29 protein-coding genes are annotated in these 23,242 nt (G+C 69.9%); 15 read left to right on the top strand and 14 right to left on the bottom strand.

Annotated elements, in window-relative coordinates:
* Positions 1-48: 48 nt before the first annotated feature.
* Positions 49-402: a CC_3452 family protein gene (locus ACO2Q3_RS20075; RefSeq protein WP_423309848.1), complete on the bottom strand. Its 354-nt coding sequence runs from the start codon at positions 400-402 to the stop codon at positions 49-51.
* 94 nt (positions 403-496) lie between these two features.
* On the opposite strand from ACO2Q3_RS20075, the gene ACO2Q3_RS20070 reads away from it, so the two are divergent.
* The 7 genes from ACO2Q3_RS20070 (at position 497) to ACO2Q3_RS20040 (ending at position 5,664) form a co-directional block, all read left to right on the top strand.
* Positions 497-1,114: a TetR/AcrR family transcriptional regulator gene (locus ACO2Q3_RS20070; protein WP_423309847.1), complete on the top strand. Its 618-nt coding sequence runs from the start codon at positions 497-499 to the stop codon at positions 1,112-1,114.
* Positions 1,115-1,138: 24 nt separating this feature from the next.
* Entirely contained in the window at positions 1,139-2,731 is a 1,593-nt protein-coding gene (locus ACO2Q3_RS20065) for an amidase (RefSeq protein ID WP_423309845.1), read from the top strand.
* A gap of 67 nt (positions 2,732-2,798) precedes the next feature.
* Positions 2,799-3,524, top strand: a complete 726-nt coding sequence (gene queC / locus ACO2Q3_RS20060; protein WP_423309843.1) for a 7-cyano-7-deazaguanine synthase QueC — start codon at positions 2,799-2,801, stop codon at positions 3,522-3,524.
* Positions 3,521-4,153: a 7-carboxy-7-deazaguanine synthase gene (queE, locus tag ACO2Q3_RS20055; RefSeq protein ID WP_423309841.1), complete on the top strand. Its 633-nt coding sequence runs from the start codon at positions 3,521-3,523 to the stop codon at positions 4,151-4,153. The genes queC and queE overlap by 4 nt, the downstream gene beginning before the upstream one ends.
* Before the next feature lie 34 nt (positions 4,154-4,187).
* Positions 4,188-4,559 carry a 6-pyruvoyl trahydropterin synthase family protein gene (locus ACO2Q3_RS20050; RefSeq protein ID WP_423309839.1) on the top strand — a complete coding sequence of 124 codons (372 nt, stop codon included), beginning with the start codon at positions 4,188-4,190 and terminating at the stop codon, positions 4,557-4,559.
* Between the two features lie 185 nt (positions 4,560-4,744).
* Positions 4,745-5,116 carry an energy transducer TonB gene (locus ACO2Q3_RS20045; protein ID WP_423309837.1) on the top strand — a complete coding sequence of 124 codons (372 nt, stop codon included), beginning with the start codon at positions 4,745-4,747 and terminating at the stop codon, positions 5,114-5,116.
* A 155-nt stretch (positions 5,117-5,271) separates the two neighbouring features.
* Positions 5,272-5,664 (top strand): Rap1a/Tai family immunity protein, encoded by a 393-nt coding sequence (locus ACO2Q3_RS20040; protein WP_423309835.1) that lies wholly within the window; start codon positions 5,272-5,274, stop codon positions 5,662-5,664.
* A gap of 31 nt (positions 5,665-5,695) precedes the next feature.
* On the opposite strand, the gene ACO2Q3_RS20035 is transcribed toward ACO2Q3_RS20040, so the two are convergent.
* The 4 genes from ACO2Q3_RS20035 to ACO2Q3_RS20020 all read right to left on the bottom strand — a co-directional run bounded on the left by ACO2Q3_RS20035 (position 5,696) and on the right by ACO2Q3_RS20020 (position 7,970).
* A complete protein-coding gene (locus ACO2Q3_RS20035) occupies positions 5,696-6,202 on the bottom strand; it encodes a hypothetical protein (RefSeq protein ID WP_423309833.1) in 507 nt (168 codons plus the stop codon).
* Positions 6,203-6,352: 150 nt separating this feature from the next.
* Positions 6,353-6,694 (bottom strand): EthD family reductase, encoded by a 342-nt coding sequence (locus ACO2Q3_RS20030; protein WP_423309831.1) that lies wholly within the window; start codon positions 6,692-6,694, stop codon positions 6,353-6,355.
* Positions 6,691-7,179, bottom strand: a complete 489-nt coding sequence (locus ACO2Q3_RS20025; protein ID WP_423309829.1) for a VOC family protein — start codon at positions 7,177-7,179, stop codon at positions 6,691-6,693. Before ACO2Q3_RS20025 ends, ACO2Q3_RS20030 begins: the two co-directional genes overlap by 4 nt.
* A gap of 5 nt (positions 7,180-7,184) precedes the next feature.
* Positions 7,185-7,970 (bottom strand): SDR family oxidoreductase, encoded by a 786-nt coding sequence (locus ACO2Q3_RS20020; RefSeq protein ID WP_423309827.1) that lies wholly within the window; start codon positions 7,968-7,970, stop codon positions 7,185-7,187.
* A 394-nt stretch (positions 7,971-8,364) separates the two neighbouring features.
* Between ACO2Q3_RS20020 and ACO2Q3_RS20015 the strand changes: the two genes are divergently transcribed.
* Positions 8,365-8,700: a cupin domain-containing protein gene (locus tag ACO2Q3_RS20015; RefSeq protein WP_423309825.1), complete on the top strand. Its 336-nt coding sequence runs from the start codon at positions 8,365-8,367 to the stop codon at positions 8,698-8,700.
* Positions 8,701-8,704: 4 nt separating this feature from the next.
* Positions 8,705-10,246, top strand: coding sequence for an MFS transporter (locus ACO2Q3_RS20010; protein WP_423309823.1), 1,542 nt, complete (start codon positions 8,705-8,707; stop codon positions 10,244-10,246).
* A gap of 18 nt (positions 10,247-10,264) precedes the next feature.
* Here ACO2Q3_RS20010 and ACO2Q3_RS20005 read toward each other — a convergent pair whose 3' ends face one another.
* The 5 genes from ACO2Q3_RS20005 to ACO2Q3_RS19985 all read right to left on the bottom strand — a co-directional run bounded on the left by ACO2Q3_RS20005 (position 10,265) and on the right by ACO2Q3_RS19985 (position 13,375).
* Positions 10,265-10,768, bottom strand: a complete 504-nt coding sequence (locus tag ACO2Q3_RS20005; RefSeq protein ID WP_423309821.1) for a response regulator — start codon at positions 10,766-10,768, stop codon at positions 10,265-10,267.
* Between the two features lie 157 nt (positions 10,769-10,925).
* Positions 10,926-12,050 carry a chorismate synthase gene (gene aroC / locus ACO2Q3_RS20000; protein WP_423309819.1) on the bottom strand — a complete coding sequence of 375 codons (1,125 nt, stop codon included), beginning with the start codon at positions 12,048-12,050 and terminating at the stop codon, positions 10,926-10,928.
* Positions 12,051-12,109: 59 nt separating this feature from the next.
* The gene (locus ACO2Q3_RS19995) at positions 12,110-12,346 is read right to left on the bottom strand and encodes a hypothetical protein (RefSeq protein WP_423309817.1); all 237 of its coding nucleotides are present in this window, start codon (positions 12,344-12,346) and stop codon (positions 12,110-12,112) included.
* A gap of 2 nt (positions 12,347-12,348) precedes the next feature.
* Positions 12,349-12,624: a hypothetical protein gene (locus tag ACO2Q3_RS19990; protein WP_423309815.1), complete on the bottom strand. Its 276-nt coding sequence runs from the start codon at positions 12,622-12,624 to the stop codon at positions 12,349-12,351.
* 70 nt (positions 12,625-12,694) lie between these two features.
* The gene (locus tag ACO2Q3_RS19985; protein ID WP_423309813.1) at positions 12,695-13,375 is read right to left on the bottom strand and encodes a DnaJ C-terminal domain-containing protein; all 681 of its coding nucleotides are present in this window, start codon (positions 13,373-13,375) and stop codon (positions 12,695-12,697) included.
* A 76-nt stretch (positions 13,376-13,451) separates the two neighbouring features.
* On the opposite strand from ACO2Q3_RS19985, the gene pdxH reads away from it, so the two are divergent.
* The 3 genes from pdxH to ACO2Q3_RS19970 all read left to right on the top strand — a co-directional run bounded on the left by pdxH (position 13,452) and on the right by ACO2Q3_RS19970 (position 17,335).
* A complete protein-coding gene (gene pdxH, locus ACO2Q3_RS19980; RefSeq protein ID WP_423309811.1) occupies positions 13,452-14,126 on the top strand; it encodes a pyridoxamine 5'-phosphate oxidase in 675 nt (224 codons plus the stop codon).
* A 10-nt stretch (positions 14,127-14,136) separates the two neighbouring features.
* Positions 14,137-15,624, top strand: a complete 1,488-nt coding sequence (locus ACO2Q3_RS19975) for an AAA family ATPase (protein ID WP_423309809.1) — start codon at positions 14,137-14,139, stop codon at positions 15,622-15,624.
* Between the two features lie 70 nt (positions 15,625-15,694).
* Positions 15,695-17,335, top strand: coding sequence for a long-chain-fatty-acid--CoA ligase (locus tag ACO2Q3_RS19970; protein WP_423309807.1), 1,641 nt, complete (start codon positions 15,695-15,697; stop codon positions 17,333-17,335).
* 6 nt (positions 17,336-17,341) lie between these two features.
* Here the strand turns inward: ACO2Q3_RS19970 and eutC are convergent, their stop codons facing one another.
* Genes eutC through ACO2Q3_RS19955 form a run of 3 tightly spaced genes read right to left on the bottom strand, consistent with a single transcriptional unit; the run spans position 17,342 to position 20,367 of the window.
* On the bottom strand, positions 17,342-18,103 hold the full coding sequence (eutC, locus tag ACO2Q3_RS19965) for an ethanolamine ammonia-lyase subunit EutC (RefSeq protein WP_423309805.1): 762 nt from the start codon (positions 18,101-18,103) through the stop codon (positions 17,342-17,344).
* Entirely contained in the window at positions 18,093-19,457 is a 1,365-nt protein-coding gene (locus ACO2Q3_RS19960) for an ethanolamine ammonia-lyase subunit EutB (RefSeq protein ID WP_423309803.1), read from the bottom strand. The genes eutC and ACO2Q3_RS19960 overlap by 11 nt, the downstream gene beginning before the upstream one ends.
* 19 nt (positions 19,458-19,476) lie before the next feature.
* Positions 19,477-20,367 carry an MBL fold metallo-hydrolase gene (locus ACO2Q3_RS19955; RefSeq protein WP_423309801.1) on the bottom strand — a complete coding sequence of 297 codons (891 nt, stop codon included), beginning with the start codon at positions 20,365-20,367 and terminating at the stop codon, positions 19,477-19,479.
* 158 nt (positions 20,368-20,525) lie between these two features.
* Here ACO2Q3_RS19955 and ACO2Q3_RS19950 point away from each other — a divergent pair, with 158 nt between their 5' ends.
* The gene (locus ACO2Q3_RS19950; protein ID WP_423309799.1) at positions 20,526-20,840 is read left to right on the top strand and encodes a hypothetical protein; all 315 of its coding nucleotides are present in this window, start codon (positions 20,526-20,528) and stop codon (positions 20,838-20,840) included.
* Between the two features lie 18 nt (positions 20,841-20,858).
* On the opposite strand, the gene ACO2Q3_RS19945 is transcribed toward ACO2Q3_RS19950, so the two are convergent.
* Positions 20,859-21,269, bottom strand: coding sequence for a TIGR01244 family sulfur transferase (locus ACO2Q3_RS19945; protein ID WP_423309797.1), 411 nt, complete (start codon positions 21,267-21,269; stop codon positions 20,859-20,861).
* A gap of 119 nt (positions 21,270-21,388) precedes the next feature.
* Between ACO2Q3_RS19945 and oppB the strand changes: the two genes are divergently transcribed.
* Complete coding sequence (gene oppB, locus ACO2Q3_RS19940) at positions 21,389-22,312, top strand: oligopeptide ABC transporter permease OppB (RefSeq protein WP_423309795.1); 924 nt, start codon at positions 21,389-21,391, stop codon at positions 22,310-22,312.
* Positions 22,309-23,226: an ABC transporter permease gene (locus ACO2Q3_RS19935; RefSeq protein ID WP_423309793.1), complete on the top strand. Its 918-nt coding sequence runs from the start codon at positions 22,309-22,311 to the stop codon at positions 23,224-23,226. Before oppB ends, ACO2Q3_RS19935 begins: the two co-directional genes overlap by 4 nt.
* Positions 23,227-23,242 lie beyond the last annotated feature (16 nt).

The following is a 23,242-nucleotide window of genomic DNA, read 5'->3' as shown; positions in this document are numbered from 1 at the left end:
CGGCGGGGCGTCCGGCCCCCGCCTGGCGCGGGGGCGGGCGGCAGAGGCTTACTTGGCCGCGGTCGGGGCGGCGCCGGCGGCGGCCGTGTTGCAGGTCGCCAGGTCCCCGGCGCTCATCTCGTGCTGACGGAAGCTCCACGCGGCGAGCGGGCCCAGCTTCGCGGCCACGTGCTTGCAGAAGTACATCGGGCTCCAGCCCGCCGGATCGCCGCGCGTGGCGCCCGAGCAGGCGTCGCCCGCGCAGGTCCAGACCAGGCCGCCGATCTCCAGCGGCTTGGCGGGCGCCCCGGCGGCGCTGGCCAGCTTGACGTGGGCGTAGACGGCGGGCGGCTCCGCCGAGACGGCCGACGCGGCGAGGGTCAGGGCGGCGGCCAGGGCGAGGACCGAAAGGCGCTTTTGCATGGCGGGTCTCGATGCGCTAGAAAAAGGAAACGCTCGTACTCTTTCGTCGAAAAGGGCACGGTCGTGCTCTTTTTGTCAAGCCAGGAGGCCGGGCTTGGACGACGGCGCGCCGGCGATCACGCTGCGCAAGGGCGATGCGACGCACGCCCGCATCCTCGACGAGGCGACCCGGCTGGCCGCCTTGCGCGGTCTGTCGGCGGTGAGCCTGGCCGACGTCGCGACGAGCGCTGGCCTCTCCAAGAGCGGCCTCTTCAAACACTTCGACAGCAAGGAAGCGATGCAGCATGAGGTGCTGCACCGGGCCTGGGACCGCTTCGTCGGCTACATCTGGGAGCCGGTCGCGCACCTGCCGCCGGGGCGGCCGCGGCTGGAGGCGGTGTTCGACCGCTGGATCGGCTGGGGCACGGATGCGCGGCCGGAGGGCGGCTGCCCGATCAACGCCATGGCCATCGAACTCGACGACCAGCCCGGCCCGCTGCGCGAGGCGATGCGCGAGCGGCAGTTCGCCTGGCGCTCCAGGCTGGTGGCCGACTTCAAGGCCTTGCGCGACCCGCCCTCCCCCGACGACGAGGCCTGGCAGGCGGTGTTCGAGATGAAGGGCTACGTCCTGGCGCTCGGCGAGGCGTCACGCCTGCTCGAGGACGGGCGCGCCAAGGACCAGGCCCGCCGCGCCATGGCCAATCTGCTGGACCGCATCGAACAAGGCCGCTAGCCCTTTCAACAGTTGGAGGGGCGCATGCGCGTGAACATGATGCTCGGCGCGATCGCGGCGCTTGCGGCGGCGGCGACGCCGGCCCTGGCCGCGCCGCACAAGGGGACAGGCAGCGTGGCCCAGCCTGCTGGTGGCAGTATCGAGGTGACGACCGTGTCGGAGGAGGAAGTCCATCAACATGGCCTGATCGCCGTGGCGCAGCAGAACCAGGCCGGCGGCTACCCGGCCGAGGCGCAGGTCTCCGCCCTCAGCTACATCATCCACACCAAGGACGGCGCCTATCACGCCGTCATCACGCTCAATCCGCATGCCCTGGCCGATGCCCGCAAGCTGGACGCCGAGCGCGCGTCCGGCCACCTCCGCGGCCCGCTGCACGGAATTCCGATCCTGTTGAAGGACAACATCGAGAGCGCCGACGACACCGCCACCACCGCCGGGTCCCTGGCGCTGAAGGACAATGTCACCAACCGCGACGCGCCGCTGGTCCGGCGCCTGACCGACGCCGGGGCGGTGATCCTGGGCAAGACCAACCTGTCGGAATGGGCCAATTTCCGGTCCAGCAACTCGATCAGCGGCTGGAGCGCCGTGGGCGGCCAGACGGTGATTGCCATCGACCCGCGGCGCACGCCCTGCGGCTCCTCGGCCGGCAGCGCCGTCGCTGTGGCCCTGGGCTATGCCCCGGCCGCCATCGGCACCGAGACCGACGGCTCGATCACCTGCCCGGCGGCGGTGAACGGGGTGGTCGGCTTCAAGCCCACCGTGGGCCTGGTCTCGCGCACGCGCATCGTACCGATCAGCCACAGCCAGGACACCGCCGGCCCGATCACCCGCACGGTGCGCGACGCCGCCCTGGTGCTGAGCGTGATCGCCGGCTCCGATCCGGCCGACCCGGCGACGCGCGAGGCGGACGCGCACCGGACCGACTACGCCGCCGGCCTCGACGCCCAGTCGCTGAAGGGCGCGCGCATCGGCGTGCTCCGCTTCGCCGCCAGGTTCCACGGCCCCACCGAGCGCGCCTTCGACGCCGCGCTGGAGCGCATGCGGGCCGCCGGCGCGGTGCTGGTAGAGATCGACGCCAGCCCCGACCGCCACGCCCTGGGCGCCGCCGAGACTGTCGTGCTGCAGACCGAGTTCAAGGCCGATCTGAACGCCTATCTGGCCGCGACCGATCCGGAACGGGTGAAGACCCGCACCCTGGCCGACCTGATCGCCTTCAACCGCGCCCACGCCGACGCCGAGATGCCGCTGTTCGAACAGGAGACCTTCGAGGCCGCCGAGGCGACCCGGGGGCTGGACGACCCCGACTACCTGAAGGCGCTGGAGACCAGCCGCCGCATGGCTGGGCCGGAGGGCATCGACAAGCTGCTCAAGGATAACGACGTCGTCGCCCTGGTCGCGCCCACCCTGGCGCCCGCCTGGCTGATCGACGACGTGCTGGGCGACCGCTATCTCGGCGGCGGCGCGGGCAGCGTGGCGGCGATCGCCGGCTATCCGCACCTGACCGTGCCGATGGGCCAGGTGAAGGGCCTGCCGGTAGGCCTGTCGATCGTCGGCCCGGCCTGGTCCGACGCCAGGGTGCTGAGCCTCGGCTACGCCTTCGAGCAGACCGCACGCTAGCCTCGCTGCCCGGCGCCCCGCCGGAAAGGGGTACCCGCAGGCGCGGCCTCTCGTGTAGAGAGCGGCGATGACCTCCTCCCCCAACGGCGCCCTGGTGCTGTTCTCCGGCGGCCAGGATTCCAGCGTCTGCTTGGCCTGGGCCCTGGAGCGCTTCCCCCGCGTCGAGACCGTGGGCTTCGACTACGGCCAGCGGCATGCCGCCGAGCTGGTCCAGCGCGGCGTGGTCCGCGCCGAGATCGTGCGCCAGTTCCCCGACTGGGCGGACCGGCTGGGCGACGACCACATGCTGGACATCAGGAGCTTCGGCGCCATCGGCGAGACCGCGATGACCACCGAGCGGGCCATCGAGGTCACGGCCAGCGGCCTGCCTTCGACCTTCGTGCCCGGCCGCAACCTGGTGTTCCTGACCTATGCCGCCGCCCTGGCCGACCGGCGGGGCCTGTCGGCCCTGGTGGGCGGCATGTGCGAGACCGACTTTTCCGGCTACCCCGACTGCCGGCGCGACACCCTGGACGCCCTGCAGCGGGCGCTGGGCCTGGGCATGGGCCGCGACTATCCCATCGAGACGCCGCTGATGTGGCTGACCAAGGCCGAGACCTGGTCGCTGGCCAAGGGCCTGGGCGGCGAGCCGCTGGTCGCCCTGATCGCCGAGCACAGCCACACCTGCTACCTGGGCGACCGCGAGCACCATCACGACTGGGGCTATGGCTGCGGAACCTGCCCGGCGTGCGAGCTGCGCGCCAAGGGCTGGGACGAATGGGTCGCGGACGGGCGCCCGTCGGTCGCCACATGACCTATTCCGTCAAGGAGATCTTCCTGACGCTGCAGGGCGAAGGCGGCCAGGCGGGGCGGCCGGCGGTGTTCTGCCGCTTTGCCGGCTGCAACCTGTGGAGCGGCCGCGAGGAAGACCGGGCGGGCGCGGTGTGCACCTTCTGCGACACCGACTTCGTGGGGACCGACGGCGCCGGCGGCGGCAAGTTCCGCACGCCGCAGGACCTGGCCCGCGCGGTCGCCGCGGCCTGGACCGGCGGCCCGCAGAACCGGCTGGTGGTGATCACCGGCGGCGAGCCGCTGCTGCAGCTCGACGCCCCGCTGATCGAGGCCCTGCACGCGGAAGGGTTTTCCATCGCGCTGGAGACCAACGGCACCCTGCCGGTCCCCGACGGCGTCGACTGGATCTGCGTCAGCCCCAAGGCCCAGGCCGAGGTGGTGCAACGCCGCGGCCAGGAACTGAAGCTGGTGTTCCCGCAGAAGGACGTCGACCCGGCCCGCTTCGAGGGCTGGGACTTCGAGCGTTTCTGCCTGCAGCCGATGGACGGGCCGGACCGGGACGCCGCCACGCGGGCGGCCATCGCCTATTGCCTTGAACACCCCCGCTGGCGTTTAAGCGTGCAAACCCACAAATACCTCGGCATCGCCTAGCCTCGCGGCGGGCGCGCCCCATCTTTCCCGGACCATGACCGAGCCCCTCTTCGAGATCACGAAGGTCGCCACCTTCGACGCCGCCCACCGCCTGCCCGACGGCCCGCAGGACAGCCCCTATACGCGGCTGCACGGCCATTCCTTCCAGGTCACCGCCACCGTGCGGGGGCCGGCGGTCGCCCCGGTGGGCTGGGTCGCCGACCTGGCCCAGCTGGACCGCGCCCTGAAGGACGCCGCGGGCGAACTGGACCACAGCCTGCTGAACGAGCACGCCGGCCTGGAGAGCCCGACCCTGGAGGCCCTGTGCCTGCACTTCGCCGGCAAGCTGCACGCCAGCTTCCCGGGCCTGTGCCGCATCACCGTCTCGCGGCCGACCATCGGCGAAAGCTGCTCGCTGGCGGTGTGAGGCGGCGTTGGCGCGGGAGGTCCGATTGCGGGCGTGAGGCCGATGGGCGCTGTCGACCCCAACAGGACTTTGGCCTCACCTTCCGTCTCTGCGGCCTCGCGTTTTGATTGATCCGCGCCTTGGGTGTGGCTACCTCGTCCGACGGGCAGGCCCGGGGCAGATCAACTTTGAGCGGTGGGCCCACGATGGCGACGTTAGGGTGGATCATCGGGGCGGCGGCGGTGCTGGCGGCCACGGTGTGCGACGCGCAGTCCGTGGACATCATGCGCTACTACCCGGAGCGGGCGCAGCGGCTGGGCGTTGAGGGCAAGGCTGTGATCAGCTGCACGGTCAACGCGGAGGGACGCCTTGCCGATTGCGCCGTTGTCTCGGAAGACCCGCCGGGCTTCGGCTTCGGCGACGCCGCAGTGAAGATGTCGTCGATCTTCAAGATGCGGCCCAAGGCCCAGAACGGCATCCCCGTAGGCGGCGGCAAGGTGACGATCCCAATCCGCTTCCAGCTGCCGAAGGACGCCCCGCCGCCAGCTGCGGTTCCCGCCCCCGCTCCGAAGCCGTAGAGGCGGGACTGGCGGAGCCGGCTTGTTGGTGGCAGGGCGAGAACCCACCCTTCCGAGACATTCGCGACGTCCGCTGTGGCCGGGTAGCGCGAATGTCCAGTTGCGGGCGCGATGCCACGGACCGCTCACGACCCATAGGAGAGGCCCACCGGTGGGTGTACAAGTCAGACGTGAAGCTCATGGATTGGGAGGCGGACGTGAAGCTCTTCGGAGGGTCGCTGGCGGCCGTATTCTTATTTCTATGTGCCTGCCCAGTTTCTGCACACGCCGACGAATCGAACAGAGCGAAAGCCTTAGTGGAAGAGTGCAAGTCGGACCGCCATGCCTGCGAGGAATACTTGCTGGGTGTTTGGGATGCCGTCCTTATCCACGGCGACATGGCCCATGCGTCACTCTTCTGCACGGCGGTCGCACCAACGGGCGGTGAGCTTCATGCGGCGTTCGACAAATGGGTCGAAGAAAACCCTGACAAGATGGGAATGTCGCGAGCCGTCGGCGCTATCCTCGCTCTCAAACATGCCTATCCGTGCGAGAAGTCAGCCAGCTAGGACAACGTCTACTCACCACCCAAGTCGGACCCTAGATTTCGAAAGGCTGAGCGAGGTTTTGGACGAGCATCTCGGCGGGCATTGATGGTGCTCCCATGTGCTCAATGAACGCGGCGCTCAGGCGCGAAACCCAGCGATCATGCTTTTCATCAGGGCTTCGCGAGTCGCCTTCCGCCTTTATCGCGAGCTGAGCAAACTGTTCCGCCGTGACCATGCCGCCAGTCGGCAACAGGTGCGTTACATGGGTCGGTTCACCATTCACAAGGCCGCCGCAGAAGCCTTGCCCAACACATATGTCCCAGAGCAAGAGATCGAAAGGGGACGGGTGGACGATCTCTACTTCCCGAGTTTCGCTATCACACCAGAACCGGATCTGATGCTCTCCGACTTCCGCGAATGTTCGACCCGTTGCGCCGTCTTGGAATGAGTACCGCACGCCGATCCTGGCGAGCCACGGCACCTCCCAACGCTGCTCGTTTGGTTCGAGGATGAATGTCAGAGGCTGGTTCGTAGTGTTTTCGAACACGCTGATTGGCATTGTGGCATTCTAGCATGGCGACTTGCGGCGAGTAGTGCTGGTGGCCACTCACCACCCATCGCGGACGTCGAGGGGGTCTGCTTGCGGCCCTAGGGCGAGCGTTCAATGCCGGGCGCAACGTAGCCGCCACCCACGCGACCCAAGGTCGATCTAGGGGCCGGACGGCTCGTCGGCGAGGCGGTCCAAAGTGATTTCGCCGATCACGACCACCGGTTCGCAGTCGCTGTAGGCGGCGAGGTCGGCCTGCAGTCGCGACAGGTGGGGCCACAGGGCGTGCTGGTAGGCCTCGACGGACTCGCACTCGAAGCGGCAGATCGCCGAATAGGCTGGCGCGGGCCAGGGCGGGCCAGGCGCAACGCCGCGCGTGACGGTGACCCTGCGCACCGCGGGCCCCAGCAGTTCCAGCGCCATCGGGATGTGTGACGTCTCGTAATAGTCGTGGTCGAAGCGCGCGCCCGGCTTGGCCGGGTAGAGGATGGTGATCTCGATCATCCGGCGCCCTCCGCCCCGTCGCCCATCTCGACCAGTTCGAGGATCGTCCCGTCGGGATCCTTGAAGCAGACGAAGCGCCCGCCCGTGGGGACGCCGTTCATCACCACCCGGGCCGGCGGACCGACCAGCTCCACGCCCATGGCCGCGAGGGTGGCCAGATCGGCGTCCATGTCGCGGGTCGCCAGCGCCAGGCGCGCCAGGCCGCGGTGATAGAGGTGCGGATAGGGCGGCGCATCGTCGTGAGGATGCTCCCATTGCAGCAGGTCGATCACCAGGGGATGGTCGGCGCCCTCCAGCCGCATGAGACCGCCCTTCACGCGGTACGGCGGCATGCCCACCGCGGCCGCCACCTCCGGCGAGTTGGTGGCCGGGACCATCCAGAACAGCCGAAAACCCAGCGCCTCGTAAAAGGCGCGCGACCGCTCGAAGTCCGAGACGTTGATGTTGACGTGCACCATCCCCGAGACGTGCATCCTGCCCGCCATGCCGGTCAGCCCGCCGAAGGCACGTGGCCGCTGGTCACCGACATGGTGTTGTCGACGACGATGCGCTGGCCGTTCACGAAGCGGGACTCGTCGCTGGCGAGGTAGAGCACCGCCCAGGCGATGTCGGTGGCGACGCCCAGCGGGCTGGCGCCGTGCGGCGAGGCGCCCGGCGGCGGCGCGAGGCCCGCGGCCGCCACCTTGCCGCCGAAGCGGCGCACCATCGGCGTATCCATGCCCGAGGGATGCACGGAGTTGCAGCGGATGTTCATCCCGCCCTGCGCGCAGTGGACGGCGACGGAGCGGGTCAGGGCCTCGACGGCCCCCTTGGCCGCGCAATAGGCCGCCACCAGCGACTCGCCCTGGATGGATGCGATCGAGGCCATGTTGATGATCGAGCCGCCGCCGGAGGCCCGCATGGCGGGGATGGCGTGCTTGCAGCCGAAGAAGGTCCCGTCCGCGCTGACGGCCATCACGAAGCGGTAGTCTTCGGCCGAGGTCGTCTCGATGGTCCCCGGTTCGACGACGCCGGCGTTGTTGACGAGCACGTCGAGGCGTCCGTAGCGCGCCATCACCGCCGCGATCAGGTCGCGCCAGCCCGCCTCGTCGCGCACGTCCTGGCGGATGAATTGCGCGGCCGGCCCGATCTCGCCCGCGACCCGGGCGCCGGCGACCTCATCGATGTCGGTGAGCACGACCCGCGCGCCCTCGGCCGCGAACAGGCGCGCATCGGCCTCGCCAAGCCCCTTCGCCGCGCCGGTGATGATCGCCACCTTGCCGGTCAGCCTGTCCATTCGCGCCTCCCTCAGTCCTGTCGTTGCCGTTCAGCAGACCACCTTTGGCCAGGCCCCGCCATGGCCCGTAGCGGGCCGGAGCAGGTGTGCGGGGCCGCAATCCCCGGACTGACCATAAAAAGTCCCGGGTGGGAGGCGACAGTGTGGTTCACTGAGGAATCGGCGCCGCAGGGAGCAGGTATCAAGACCGGGTCATCACTGGCTCTACTGGGCCTTGTCTCCAGAAGCGCCGCTGCACGCGCGAACCGGACGCGCATCCCGTGTGCTCCAGATCAACAACAATCATCGAGGAAACGCCGTGCCGTCTGCCGAGCCGTTCGTGATCAGCGAAAGTCAGTGTGAGCTCGAGCGCTGGGAGGATCCCCTGCGCGGGGCCGTCAGCTGGAGAACCCTCATGAGCTCAGATCGCACGCCCACGGACAGCCTGACCCTGGGCGTCGCCAGCGTTTCGCCGGCGGATCCTGCGGACCTTCGCCTGCACAGGCACGAACAGGCCGAGGCCTACTACATCCTGTCGGGCCAGGGGGTGCTCAACATCGAGGGGGTCGAATATCCCCTGGCGGCGGGCGTGACGGCCTTCATACCCGGTGGCCGGCTTCACGGCGCGTGCGCGACCGGCGCGGCGCCCCTGCGCATCCTCTACGTCCTGTGCGCCGACAGCTTCAGCCAGGTTCACTATGACTTCCCCGAAGAAACGTCGCCGGCGCGCGGCGCGAGGCCCGGAGGGTGATCAGGTGAGCGCTTCCGAGACCCTCTATCGTCGCGCCCGGACCCGCCCGGGCAAGGTTCCCATCTCGACCAAGATCTTCCAGGCGATCGGCGCCATGCCCGAGGCGCTGAAGAACTTTGCCTTCAACACCTTCATCCTGCTCTATTACAACCAGATCCTGGGCCTGGACGCGTTCAAGGCCTCGATGGCGACGGGCGCGGCCCTGATCATCGACGCCGCCATGGACCCCTTGCTCGGCTCGTATTCCGACGGCCTGAAGACCCGGTACGGCCGGCGCCATCCCATGATGTACCTCTCGGCGCTGCCCATCGGGATCGGGCTGTTCCTGGTGTTCTCGCCGCCGGCCGGCCTGGGCGAGGTCGCGCTGCTCGGCTGGCTGTTCGCGACCGTCGTGCTGACGCACGTTTCGATGAGCCTGTTCGTCGTGCCCTGGACCGCGCTCTACGCCGAATTCTCGGAGGACTATGCCGAGCGCACGACGATCGTCACCTGGCGCTACGCGGTCGGCCTGCTCGGCATGCTGGTCTTCACGGTCTGCGCCTGGAAGATCGTCTTCGCCAGCACCCCGGCGTTCAGGGTCGGGCAGCTCAACCCGCACGCCTACGGCCGGTTCGCCACCGTGGTGGCGCTGACGGCGACCGCTTCGGTGCTGATGACCACCCACCTGACCTTGCGGGAAGTCCCGTTTCTGCTGCAGCCGGTCAAGGCCACCCCGCGGTTCAGCGTCCGGCAGGTCTGGCGCGATGTGGCCAGCACCTTCGTCAACCGCGACTTCCTGGTGCTGTTCCTCGGCGCGCTGACCACCGCCGCCATCACCGGCACGCTCGACGGCCTGAACATCTACATGTCCACCTACTTCTGGGGTCTGACGTCCGAACAGCTGGTCTGGTACAGCCTGACCGGTCTCGGCGCCGTCGCGGCCTTCCTGACCCTTGGCCTCGTCGAACGGGTTTTCGACAAGAAGCCGCTGCTGCTGGGGACCTTCGCCCTGCTGGTGATCGACGGGATGGGCGTGACGGGCCTGCGTCTGCTGCACCTCATGCCGCCCAACGGATCGACGTCCCTGCTGGTGATCCTGGTCGTCAACGAGACCGCTCGCACCTATCTCGGCGTGGTTCTCGGGATCATGTTCGCGTCCATGTTGGCCGACACCCTCGACGTGCAGGAACTCGTCACCGGCAAGCGGCAGGAAGGCGTCTTCGCCGCCGCCCTGTCCTTCTCCGGCAAGGCCACCGCCGGACTGGGCGGCATGATCGCCGGGTTCCTGCTGCAGCATGTGATCCATTGGCCGGCCCATGCCGACCCGCGCACGGTCGATCCCCACGCGGTCGTGCGAATGGGGCTGTCGGCCGGCGTCCTGGCGCCCGTGCTGTTGATCGTGCCGTTGATCCTGGGAGCCCAGTATCGGATCACACGCGCCGGGCACCGGATCACGCGCCAGGCGCTCGATCGACGCCGCGGCGCCGCGACCGACCCTGCGGAAGACGGTCAGGATCTCGACATCGAAATGGCGCTGCTGACGCCAGGCGGGCCCGCCCATCCCTGAGCTGCGGCCCGGGGCGCCTCACCCCCGCTCCACCACCCGCGGGTCGCCCTCGCGGCGCAGCGGGCCGCGATAGTTGGGATCCGCCCGGCGGCGCCGATCCGGACCGAAGTAGTCGGGCGTGCGCACGAAGGCGCGCGGATGCTCGACGATCTGGGTGATGCGGTGAATCACGCCGCGCACGGTGATCGGCTTGGCCAGGAATTCGTTGACCCCGACGTCGCGCGCCTCGCCGATGCGGCGCAGCGTCGAGTGGCCGGTGATCATGATGATCGGCGCCATCGGATTGGGGCTGTCCGGCGAATTGCGCACCAGACGGCAGAAGTCTATACCATCCAAAGGTTGCATCGCCAGGTCGGTCATGACGATGTCGATCTCTTCGCGGCGCAGCACCTGCAGCGCCTCGGCGCCGTCGGCGGCCTCGAAGAGATGCCGCACCCCGACCGCCTTGAGGATCTCGCCCAGCAGCACGCGCATATGGGGATTGTCGTCCACCATCAGCAGCTTCAGAAGATCGAAACGCATGGAGGGCCCCCACAGCCGACCGCCCGCACCGGGGAGGGCGCACCACCGATTCGGGACGAAAGGCTGTCTTACCCCGCGGCAGACGCTGGTCAAGCGCACCCTGCATTAATGGCGCGCAACACAATCTTGCCGCGCAAATCCAGCGCTTAAGGCGAGATCAGCGACGTCCGGCCTGGCCCGGCTCGAAGGCCCCGCCGCCCGTCTGGCCGCGGTGCCGCAGGAAGGCGTCGGCCAGGACACAGGCCGTCATCGCCTCCGCCACCGGCGTGCCGCGGATGCCGACGCACGGGTCGTGGCGGCCCTTGGTGCGCAGCTCGATCTCGGCATTGGCCTCGTTGATCGAACGGCGCAGGGTGAGGATCGAGGACGTCGGCTTGAACGCCACCCGCGCCACCACCGGTTGCCCCGTGGAAATGCCGCCCAGGATGCCGCCGGCGCTGTTGGACAGGAACACCGGCCCGTCGTTGCCCGAGCGCATCTCGTCGGCGTTCTCCTCGCCGCTGAAGGCGGCGGCGGCGAAGCCCGCGCCGATCTCCACCCCCTTGGCGGCGTTGATCGACATCAGCGCGCCGGCCAGCTCGGCGTCCAGCTTGCCGTAGATCGGCGCGCCCCAGCCGGCCGGCACGCCGACCGCCTCGATCTCGACGATGGCGCCGGTGGACGAGCCCGCCTTGCGCACCTTTTCCAGGTGCTCTTCCCACACCGCCACCATCTGGGCGTCGGGGCACCAGAACGGGTTCTCGGTCACCTGCGCCCAGTCCCAGCGGTCGCGGTCGACGGCGTGCGGGCCGATCTGGGTCAGCGCGCCGCGAACCGTCACGCCCTCGCCGAGGATCTTGCGGGCGATCGCCCCGGCGGCGACCCGCGCGGCGGTCTCGCGCGCCGACTGGCGGCCGCCGCCGCGGTAGTCGCGCACGCCGTACTTGGCGAAATAGGCATAGTCGGCGTGGCCGGGGCGGAAGGCGGTGGCGATCTCGGAATAGTCGCGGCTGCGCTGGTCGACGTTCTCGATCAGCAGCGAGATCGGCGTTCCGGTGGTCACCTGGCCGCCGGTGCGCTCGTCAGAGAATACCCCCGACAGGATCTTCACCGCATCCGGTTCCTGGCGCTGGGTGACGAACTTGCCCTGCCCCGGCCGGCGCTGGTCCAGCCACACCTGGATTTCCTCGGCGGTCAGCGGAATGCCGGGCGGGCAACCGTCGACCACGCAGCCCAGCGCGGGCCCGTGGCTCTCCCCCCAGGTGGTGACGCGGAACAGGTGGCCGAAGGTGTTGTGCGACATGGCCGCGCTCTTAGCGGAAAGCGCGGCGGGTCACAAAGAGATGGGAGCCGAAACACGGGTCAGCGACCGCGACGCCCGATCCACACCGTGATCCCCACCCCCGGCGCCAGGCCCACCAGCACTGCGGCCAGGGCGGCGCCCGGGCTGGTCGGCCACGCCCGAACGGCGGCGATCAGCCAGACGGCGGCCCAGGCGAGGCCGGTCCGCAGGGCGATCGACGGCAGGGTCCAGCCGCCATGAGGCTGGTCCGGCGCCAGCGCGCGCGCCAGGCCGCCCCAGTCGAAGCGGCGCGCCAAGGTCAGCCCAGGCTCATCGGCTTGCGCCGATTGCGGTTCTCGCGTTGAGCGCGGAAGTGGCGGATCCAGCCGATGCCGACGCCCAGGATGCAGATCGCAGCGGCCATGCCGGCGATGAACAGCATCGGCGCCTGGTCCTCATCGCCCAGCCGGCCTTCCCAAAGGAAGAGGCGCCCCAGCAGCAGCGCCATCACGCCCACCGCCGTCCAGGTGCCCACCCAAGGCCCGGACATCCGCTTGGGCGGCGGCGGCTGATCGCCACGGATCGGATCGGTCATGGTTTCCCCCAAAACACAGACCCGGCGAGAAAAAGGGACGCGGGACGCCTAAGTCAACCCGGTGTTGTGATCAGGCCGCCCAGGCCGCCGCGAAGCGGCGCAGCAGCGTACGGGCCGAGCTTTCCACCGGGCGTTCGTCGCCGGCCAGGCGGATGTAGAGCGCGCCCTGGGCGTGGCCGTCCCGGGCCGGCAGGCCCTGGCGCTCCAGGCGCACGAGGCCGCGCTCGGCGGCCTTGCGGGTGACCCAGACGCTGCGCTTGCCCAGCGGCGTCTCCAGGCTCACGCGGCCGCCGTCGGCCAGCATCTGCGGCGTGACGTGGGCGGTGATCCACAGGTCGTCGCCGCGCACCTGGGCCTCGTCGTCGGCGGTGATGGCGATGACGAACACCACGCCGGCGGCGCGCAGGCGCTCGCCCTGGCGCAGGCCGGCGGGCAGGGCGATGCGGATACGCCGGCCGTCGGCCAGCATCACCTCGCGCTCGCCGCCCTCCAGCGCCATCAGCGGCGTGATCGACAGCTCATCCTCCAGCACCGGCTCAGGCGCCGGCAGGGCCCGGGGCTCTTCCTGCAGCAGCCTGTGCGCCTCGATCGCCTCGCGGAAGGCCTCGGCGTCGCCGCCCGGACGGTCGGGATGCAGCCGCTTGGCGGCCTCGCGAAACGCGCGCCGGGCGTCGGAGGCGGTGGCCATCGGGCCGAGGCCGAGGATGGCCCGGGCCTGGGCATGGGTAAGGGGTGTTCCGGCGTCGGACATGCCGTGAGGCTGGCCGGAGTCCGGTCAATGTTTCGTTAAGGCTGCGGCGCGGCCCGGCATCGGCTATACGGCGGCCATGGACGACACCCTGATCCCGCCCTCCCCCGCCGAGGACGACTATGTGAAGTCGGTCACCCAGGCCGAGCCGCTGCCGCTGCTGCCGGACGAAGACCCCATCGCCCTGTTCGAGGCGTGGCTGCGCGAGGCGGTGAAATCCGAGCCCAACGACGCCAACGCCATGACCCTGGCCACCGTCGACGCCGAGGGCCTGCCCAACAGCCGCATGGTGCTGCTCAAGGGCGTCGACGCCAATGAAAAGGGCGGCGGCTTCGTGTTCTTCACCAACACCGAGAGCGCCAAGGGCCGCGAACTGGCGGCCAATCCGAAGGCGGCCCTCACCTTTCACTGGAAGTCCCTGCGCCGCTCGGTGCGGGTGCGCGGCGACGTCGAGCCGGTGACCGACGCCGAGGCCGACGCCTATTTCGCCACCCGCGCGCGGGCCTCGCAGATCGGCGCCTGGGCCTCGGAACAGTCGCGCGCCCTGCCCGACCGCTTCGCGCTGGAAAAGCGCGTGGCCGAGGTGGGGCTGCGGTTCGGCCTGGGCAAGGTGACCCGGCCGCCGCACTGGTCGGGCTATCGGGTGCGGCCGCGGACCATCGAGTTCTGGCGCGACCGTCCGTTCCGCCTGCACGAACGGCTGGTGTTCGCCCGCGCCGGCGCCGGCTGGTCCACCACGCGCCTCTATCCCTGAGCCCACCCGCTTGACCCACGCCGACGATCCGAAACCGGTCGCCGCCGCCGAGCTGGCGCGGGACGCCGACCAGGTGATCGACACCTCCTGCGCCCAGGTGTTCCTGAAGGGCGGCGCCGCGCTGAAGGTGAAGAAGCCGGTGGACTTCGGCTTCCTGGACTTCTCGACCCTGGAGAAGCGCCGCTGGGCGCTCGAGCGCGAACTGAAGTTCAACCTGGCGACGGCGCCCGACATCTATCGCGCGGTGCGCCGCCTGACCCGGGCCGCCGACGGTGGCATCGAGCTCGACGGCGACGGCGCGCTGGTGGACTACGCCCTGGAGATGCGCCGCTTCGATCCGCACGCCGTGCTGTCGGAGCAGCCGCAGGCGTTGACCGGCGAGCTGGCCGAGACCCTGGGCCGCACCATCGCGCGCAGCCACATCGCCGCCGAGGTGAACCCGGAGGGCGGCGGCGTGCGGGCGCTGGGCTACACCATCCGCACCAACGCCGAACACCTGCGCGCGCTGAAGGACCAGCTGGGCGAGGCGCTGGTCGAGACGGTGGTGACCGGCACGGACGCCGCGTTCGCCCGCCTGTCCCCGCTGCTGGAGGCGCGCCGCGCCGCGGGCTTCGCCCGCCACAGCCACGGCGACCTGCACCTGGGCAACATCCTGCTGGAGGGCGGGCGGCCGATCCCGTTCGACTGCATCGAGTTCAACGACCTGCTGAGCGAGATCGACACCCTTTACGACCTCGCCTTCCTGCTCATGGACCTGTGCTTCCGCGATCGCGCGGAGGCCGCCAACCGGGTGCTGAACGCCTACCTCGACGAGGCGGCGCGGGGCATGCCGCAAGGCCTGCTGGAAGGGCTGGAGGCGCTGCCGCTGATGCTCAGCGCCCGCGCCAGCGTCCGCGCGCACGTGGCCGCGTATCAGGGCGAGACGGGTCAGGCCCGCGCCTACCTGGCCGCCGCCGCGGCGCACCTGCAGCCGGCGCCCGCGAAGCTGCTCGCCCTGGGCGGCGTGTCGGGCACCGGCAAGACCACGCTCGCCCGGAAGGTCGCCCCCGCCCTCGGCGCGGCGCCGGGGGCGGTGATCCTGCGCTCCGACGAGGTGCGCAAGCGCCTGGCGGGCCTCGGCCCCACCGACCCGGCCCCCGCCGACGCCTATGGGCGCGAACAGATGCAGGCGGCCTATGCCGTTATGCTCGGCGAGGCGGAACGGGCGCTGCGGGCCGGCCGCGCCGTGATCCTCGACGCCACCTACATGGACGTCGCCAACCGTGAGGCGGCGCAGGCCCTGGCCACGCGCCTGGACGTGGCCTTCGACGGCATCTGGCTGACCGCGCCCGCCGCGGTGCTGGAGGCCAGGGTCGCCGCCCGACAGGGCGACGCGTCCGACGCCACCGTCGAGGTGCTGCGCGGACAGCTGGCGCGGGGACCGGGGGCGCTCAGCTGGCGCCAGGTGGATACAACTCATACGGACAAGGCTGCGCAGGAGATCCTGGGCGGCGATTGACGTGACGGCGCCTAGACCGTCATGGTTTTCACAAGCGATAGGTTATCAAAGGTAACGGGGAGACGCGCCCATGCTCGGGCTGATGCAAGACTGGCCGCTGACGGTCGACAAGTTCCTGACCCACGCCGCCCAGTGGCACGGCGGGCGCGAAGTGGTGACCCGCTCGGTCGAAGGGCCGATCGTGCGCACCACCTACGCCGAACTCTACGACCGCTCCAAACGCCTCTCCAACGCCCTGATCGCCATGGGCGTGAAGCCCGGCGACCGGGTGGCGACGCTGGCCTGGAATTCCGGCCGGCACATGGAAGCGTGGTACGCGGTGATGGGCATCGGCGCGGTGTGCCACACCCTGAACCCGCGCCTGTTCCCCGACCAGCTCTGCTACATCATCAATCACGCCGAAGATAAGATCATCTTCACCGACCTCAGCTTCCTGCCGACGCTGATGGAGCACCGGCACAGGATGCCGACGGTGGAGCGCTTCATCGTCCTCACCGACGAGGACCACATGGCCTCGGTGCAGTTGCACGGCGCCCTGTGCTTCGAGACCCTGGTGGAGACCCACTCGCCCGACGTGACCTGGGGCGGGTTCGCGGAAACCACGCCCTGCGGGCTCTGCTACACCTCCGGCACCACGGGCAATCCGAAGGGGGTGCTCTACACCCACCGCTCCAACTTCCTGCACACCCTGGTGACGGCCCAGACCGACGTGATGGGCATCGGCGCGCGCGACGTGGTGCTGCCGGTGGTGCCGATGTTCCACGCCAACGCCTGGGGCCTGACCTTCACCTGCCCGGCGATCGGGGCGAAGATGGTGATGCCCGGTCCGAAGATGGACGGCGCCTCGATCCTGGAGCTGATCGAGAGCGAGGGCGTCACCTTCTCCGCGGCGGTGCCCACCGTGTGGCAGATGCTGCTGCAGCACATGCAGCAGACCGGCGCGAAGTTCTCGACCCTGAAGCGGGTGGTGATCGGCGGCTCGGCGGTGCCCGAGGCAATCATCCGCGCCTTCCACGACGACTACGGCGTCGAAGTGACCCACGCCTGGGGCATGACCGAGACCTCGCCCCTGGGCACCCAAGCGTCGATGACCGCCGACCTGGCCGCCCTGCCCTACGAACAGCAGATGCCCTACCGCCTGAAGCAAGGGCGTCCGCCGCCGGCGGTGCAGCTGAAGCTCACCGACGACGACGGCAAGCAACTGCCCCACGACGGGACCACCTTCGGCAAGCTGAAGATCAAGGGCCCCTTCATCGTCGGCCAGTACTTCAAGGGCGACGGCGGCGAGATCCTCGACGAGGAGGGCTTCTTCGACACCGGCGACGTGGCCACGATCGACGAACACGGCTTCATGCAGATCACCGACCGGGCGAAGGACGTCATCAAGTCGGGCGGCGAGTGGATCAGCTCCATCGAGATCGAGAACATCGCCGCCGGCCACCCCAAGGCGGCTCTGGCGGCGGTGATCGGCGTGCATCACCCCAAGTGGGACGAGCGCCCGCTGCTGCTGGTGCAGCTGAAGCCCGGCGAGGTCGCCACGCGCGACGAGTTCCTGGAGTTCCTGGTCGGCAAGATCGCCCGCTGGTGGATGCCGGACGACGTGCAGTTCGTCTCGGAGATCCCGCTGGGCGCCACCGGCAAGATCGACAAGAAGCTGATCCGCCAGCGCATGGCTCACTACAAGCTGCCGACGGCGGAGACGGTGGGCTAACCCAGGCTAGGTGAGGCTGGGATTGGGCGATCCGGCGTCGATGGACGGCAGGTCGCTCTCGTCCTTCAGCCCGACGCCGGTCAGCCGCCGGCCGAGCGCCTCGCGGACCAGCCAGGCCAGGCGGACGGCGGCGGCTTCATAGCCCAGGCCTTCCGGCCGGATGTTCGAGACGCAGTTGCGCTCGGCGTCGGTGCGCCCCTCTCGCGGATCAAAGGTCAGGTAGGCGCCCAGGCTGTCGGGCGAGGAAAGTCCCGGCCGCTCGCCGATCAGCACCAGCACCGCGCGCGCCAGCAGCCTGGCGCCGATCGCATCGCCCAGCGCCACACGCGCCTGATGGGCGATCACCACCGGCGACAGCGTGAGCCCCTCCAGCCGGGGCGCCAGGGCCGCCAGCAGCGGCGCGGCGTGCGCCTGAACCGCGCGTGCGGACAGGCCGTCCGCCGCGACCACCGCCAGGTCGAACGGTCCGGCCGCATCCAGCACGGCATCCGCGGCGAGGGTTCGCCCGAGGTCCGGGCGCAACAGGTAACCCCGCCGGTCCGGCGCCGCGCTGCGAACCTGGATCACCGCATGGCCAAGGACGGCGAAGGCCTCGGCCAGCGCCTCGGCGTCAAGGGCGTCATGCACGGCGTCGCGGGCTCGGGCGTGCGCCAGGGCGAAGGCCAAGGCGTCGGCCGTGGTCTGGCTGGCGCCGCTGCGTCCGAGCCCCACGCGCGCCAGGGTCAGGCGGCGCAGGCGAAGCGCGAGTTCCGTGGGTTCAGCGGCCATCCAGCCGCTCCAGCAGCTTGAGCCGCGCCGGCGGCGCCAGCGGCCGCCCCTGGTCGTCCGCCAGGCCCGCGCCCTGCAGCCAGGCCTCGAACTCCGGCGCGGGCTTAAGGCCCAGCAGCCGCCGCACATAGAGGGCGTCGTGGAACGAGGTGGACTGGTAGTTCAGCATCACGTCGTCGGCGCCCGGCACGCCCATGACGTAGGTGACCCCCGCCGTCGCCAGCAGGGTCAGCAAGGTGTCCATGTCGTCCTGGTCGGCCTCGGCGTGGTTGGTGTAGCAGACGTCGCACCCCATCGGCAGGCCGAGCAGCTTGCCGCAGAAGTGGTCCTCCAGACCCGCGCGGATGATCTGCTTGCCGTCGTAGAGGTATTCCGGACCGATGAAGCCGACCACGGTGTTCACCAGCAGCGGGTCGAACGCCCGGGCGACGGCATAGGCGCGCGCCTCGAGCGTCTGCTGGTCGACCCCGTGGTGGGCGCCGGCCGAGAGGCAGGAACCCTGGCCGGTCTCGAAATACATGACATTGTCGCCCAGCGTGCCGCGCTGCAGCGACAGCGCCGCCGCGCGCGCCTCGGCCAGCTGCGCCAGGGTGACGCCGAAGCTGGCGTTGGCGCCCTGGGTTCCCGCGATCGACTGGAACACGAGATCAACCGGCGCGCCGCGTTCGATCAGGCCAAGAGTGGCGGTGACATGGGTCAGCACGCAGGCCTGGGTGGGTATGGCCCCGTCCTGGATCACGTCGTCGAGCAGCCGCAGCAGCTCGCCGATCACCGTCGGACTGTCGGAGGCCGGATTGATGCCGATCACCGCATCGCCGGAGCCCAGCAGCAGGCCGTCGACGATCGAGGCGGCGACGCCGGCGGGATCGTCGGTGGGGTGATTGGGCTGCAGCCGGGTGGAGAGCCGGCCCGGCAGGCCGACGGTGTTGCGAAAGCGGGTGACCACCCGCGGCCGCGAGCCGGCCAGGATCAGGTCCTGGTTGCGCATGATCTTGCTGACCGCCGCCGCCATCTCGGGCGTCAGACCCGGCGCCAGGGAGGCCAGCGCCGGCGCATCGGCCTCATCGCCCAGCAGCCAGTCGCGCAGCTGGCCGACGGTCATGTGCGACACCGGAGCGAAGGCGGCGGCATCGTGCGTGTCGCAGATCAGCCGGGTGACCTCGTCGGTGTCGTAGTCCACCAGCGGCTCGGCCAGGAACCGCTTCAGCGGCACATCCGCCAGGGCGATGCGGGCCGCGACGCTCTCTTCCAGCGACCCGGCTGCCAGACCCGCCAGCGCATCGCCCGAGCGCAGCGGCGAGGCCTTGGCCATCAGCGTCTTCAGGTCGGCAAAGGTCCAGCGCTGGTGGTCCATGCCCTGCCCGCCGGCGGCCTCAGGTCAGGCGCCAGGCGCTGTCGACGCCGGCCGGTCCCTCGCTCGCCACCGCGCCCTCGCGCTGCAGCTGGATCATGTGCGCGAGCACCGAGTGCGAAGCGGCGGGATAGAGCCGCGGGTCCACGCCTGCGTACATCTTCGGCACCATCGCCTTGATGTGGGTCTCGCCCGCCTTGAGCTGCTCCAGGATCTGCCGGGTGCGATCGTGCCGGTGCTCGATATAGGCGTCGATGAAGGGGGTGACCTCGGTGATCGGCGGCCCGTGCGTCGGCCACAGGATCTTGAAGTTGCGCGCCTTGATCAGGTCGAGGCTGGCCAGATAGGCGCCCATGTCGCCGTCGGGCGGCGTCACCACCGTGGTCGACCAGCCCATGATGTGGTCGCCCGAGAACAGGGCGTTCTCTTCCTTCAGCGCGTAACAGATGTGGTTGGAGGTATGCCCTGGTGTGGGGATCGCCTCCATCGTCCAGCCGTGGCCGGTGATGGTGGCGCCGCCGCAGATCGACACATCCGGCGTGAAGTTGTCGTGCCCAGCCTCAAGCTTGACCTCGCCCTCGACGTGGGGCGCATCCACCGCGCAGCCGTAGATCACCGCGCCGGTCGCCGCCGCCAGCGGCCGCGCCAGCGGCGAATGGTCCGAATGGTGATGGGTGATCAGGATGTGGCTGATGCGCTCGCCGTGGGTGGCGTCGAGGATCGCCTGCAGGTGATCGGCCATGTCCGGGCCGGGATCGATCACCGCCACGCCGTCCCCGCGCCCGATGATGTAGGTGCCGGTGCCCTTGAAGGTGAACGGGCCGGGATTGTTGGCGACCACACGCCGGATCAGCGGGGTGAGCTGGTCGCAGGCGCCGTACTCGAAGGTGATGTCGCGGACATAGGGGATCATGCGGGAACGCCTGCCGATGGGGCCGGCATCTGAACGCCAAATCGCCCGACCGGACAAGGCCCGGCGGCGCGTGGCGCCGCAGGTTGCCGACGCCGCAGTTTCGGACCTAGTCTGCGGCTCCGACAGCCGGCGGGCCCGGCGGCCCCGGGGGCTTGCACATGCGCCACTCTCTTCTCGCCGTCCTGGCCGGCCTGGCGGCCGGCGCCATTGCCGGACAAGCTCTTGCGGACGGGGCCAGCGCGGCGGCGGTGGCGGGGGGATCGGCAGGGGCATCGGCCGCGCCGCCGGCGAAGGCGACCAGCGCCGCCGACCCGGACGCCAACAAGGTGGTCTGCAAGCGCGAGGAAGTCACCGGCAGCAACTTCCCCGCCCATGTCTGCCACACCAAGGCCGAATGGGCGGCGATCGCCGAGCGCAACGATCGCGAGACGCACGACGCCTATCGGCAGACCCAGAACATCGGCCCGCACTAGGCGGAGCCGTCCCGGTCCTCAGCCGCCGAGGACGCCGGACAGGTCGTAGCCGGCGTTCGCCCCAAGGGCGACGAGGTCGCCCACCGGCCGGTCGCCCGCCGCGGCCTGTCCCATCGACCAGGCGGTGATCGAGCGCGTGCCCGAGCGGCAGAAGGCCAGCACCTTGCCGCCCGCGGCGGCCGCGGCGTCGCGGGTCGCCTTGGCCTGCTCGACGCTCGGACGGCCGACGACCGGGATGTGCACGTAGGCCAGGCCGTGCGCCTTGGCCTGCGCCTCGATCTCGGCGCTGGTCGGCTGGCCAGGCTGTTCGCCGTCGGGACGGTTGTTGATGATCAGCCGGAAGCCCTGCGCTGCAGCGCTCGCCACGTCGGTCGGGGCGATCTGCGGGCTGACGGCGAAATCATCTGTCACGGTGCGAAATTCGCTCATGCGGGATCCTGTTGTGTACGCGCAGATCGCGCGATCGCTGTCGCTTCGTTGACATCATCGGGGGCGCCGGTCAGTTTCGCAACGCCCGCGGCCGCTTTGGCCGTCTGCCAGAGCAGCCGATGCTTCGATTTCTTCTGCGCCGCCTGATGGTGGCGATCCCGACCCTGTTCGTGGTGATCACCGTCGCCTTCTTCATGATGCGGGCCGCGCCTGGCAATCCCTTCGACCTCGACCGCAAGCTGCCGCCGGAGATCGAGGCCAATGTGAAGAAGAAGTTCCACATGGATGAGCCGCTGGTGGTGCAATACGGCCGCTACCTGGCCGGCATCTCGCACGGCGACTTCGGCCCCTCGCTGAAGTACCGCGACAAGACCGTGCTGGACGTCCTGAAGGAGAACTACTCCGTCTCGCTGCGCATCGGCCTGACCTCGATCGCGCTCGCCTCGCTGGTCGGCGTCAGCCTGGGTATTCTGGCCGCGCTGCGCCAGAACGGCGCCGTGGACTATGGCGTGATGGCGATCGCCATCCTCGGCGTCTGCATCTCGACCTTCGTCACCGCCCCCCTGCTGCAGCTGGAATTCGGCACGCGCCTGGGCTGGCTGCCCATCGCCGGATGGGACAATGGCGCGCTGAAGAACATGGTGCTGCCGGTGATCGTGCTGTCGCTGCCGCAGATCGCCATCATCTCGCGGCTGACCCGCGCCGGGATGATCGAGGTGCTGCACTCCAACTACGTGCGCACCGCCCGCGCCAAGGGGCTGCCGGAACACCGCATCGTCACCCGCCATGCGCTGCGCGCGGCGATCCTGCCGCTGGTCAGCTACCTGGGCCCGGCCTGCGCCGGCCTGCTGACCGGTTCGCTGGTGGTGGAAAAGATCTTCGGCCTGCCGGGGCTCGGCAAGTTCTTCGTCATTAGCGCCCTGCAGCGGGACTACACCGTGGTGATGGGCATGGTGATCATCTACGCGGCCCTGATCCTGGCCCTCAACCTGGCGGCCGATCTGCTCTACGCCGCCCTCGATCCGCGGGTGAGGGTGTCGTGAACGAGCTGTCGCTGAACCCCAACCCGCTGTCGCACAGCCGCGACCGCGCCACCGCCGCGGCGGCCGTCAAGGGCCGCAGCCTGTGGGACGACGCCCGCCGGCGCCTGATGCGCAACCGCGCCGCCGTGACCAGCATGGTGCTGCTGATCGTGCTGATCAGCGCGGCGATCATCGGCCCGCTGCTGATCCCCTTCCACTACAGCGACATCAACAAGAACGACGTCTGGTTGCCGCCGATGGCCAATGGCCACCTGCTCGGCACCGACTCGCTGGGCCGGGACCTGCTGGCGCGGCTGTTGGTGGGCCTGCGCGTGTCCCTGGCCATTGGCGTGGTCGCCACCTCCGTCTCCCTGGTGGTCGGCGTGATCTGGGGGGCGACCGCGGGCTATGTCGGCGGGGCGGTGGACGAGGTGATGATGCGCATCGTCGATGTGCTGTATTCCCTGCCGTTCATCTTCTTCGTCATCCTGCTGATGGTGACGTTCGGCTCGAACATCGTGCTGATCTTCGTGGCGATCGGCGCGGTGGAGTGGCTGACCATGAGCCGCATCGTGCGCGGCCAGACCCTGTCGCTGAAGCAGAAGGAATTCATCGAGGCGGCGCGCGCCAACGGCCTGGACCGCGGCGCCATCGTGCGCCGGCACATCGTGCCGAACCTGCTGGGCCCGGTGGTGGTCTACGTCACCCTGACGATCCCGGCGATCATCCTGGCCGAGAGCTTCCTCAGCTTCCTGGGCCTGGGCGTGCAGCCGCCGATGGCCTCGCTCGGGACCCTGATCGCCAACGGCGCCCAGGACATGGAACTGGCCCCCTGGCTGCTGATCTTCCCCTCGATCACCATGGTCGCCACCCTGATGTGCTTCAACTTCATCGGCGACGGCCTGCGCGACGCCATCGATCCCAAGGACCGCTGAGTCCCCGCCGCCTGCA

The sequence above is a fragment of the Caulobacter sp. KR2-114 genome (assembly GCF_049446115.1).
Taxonomy (GTDB): domain Bacteria; phylum Pseudomonadota; class Alphaproteobacteria; order Caulobacterales; family Caulobacteraceae; genus Acaudatibacter.
This window is presented reverse-complemented; position numbering and strand designations above follow the sequence as displayed.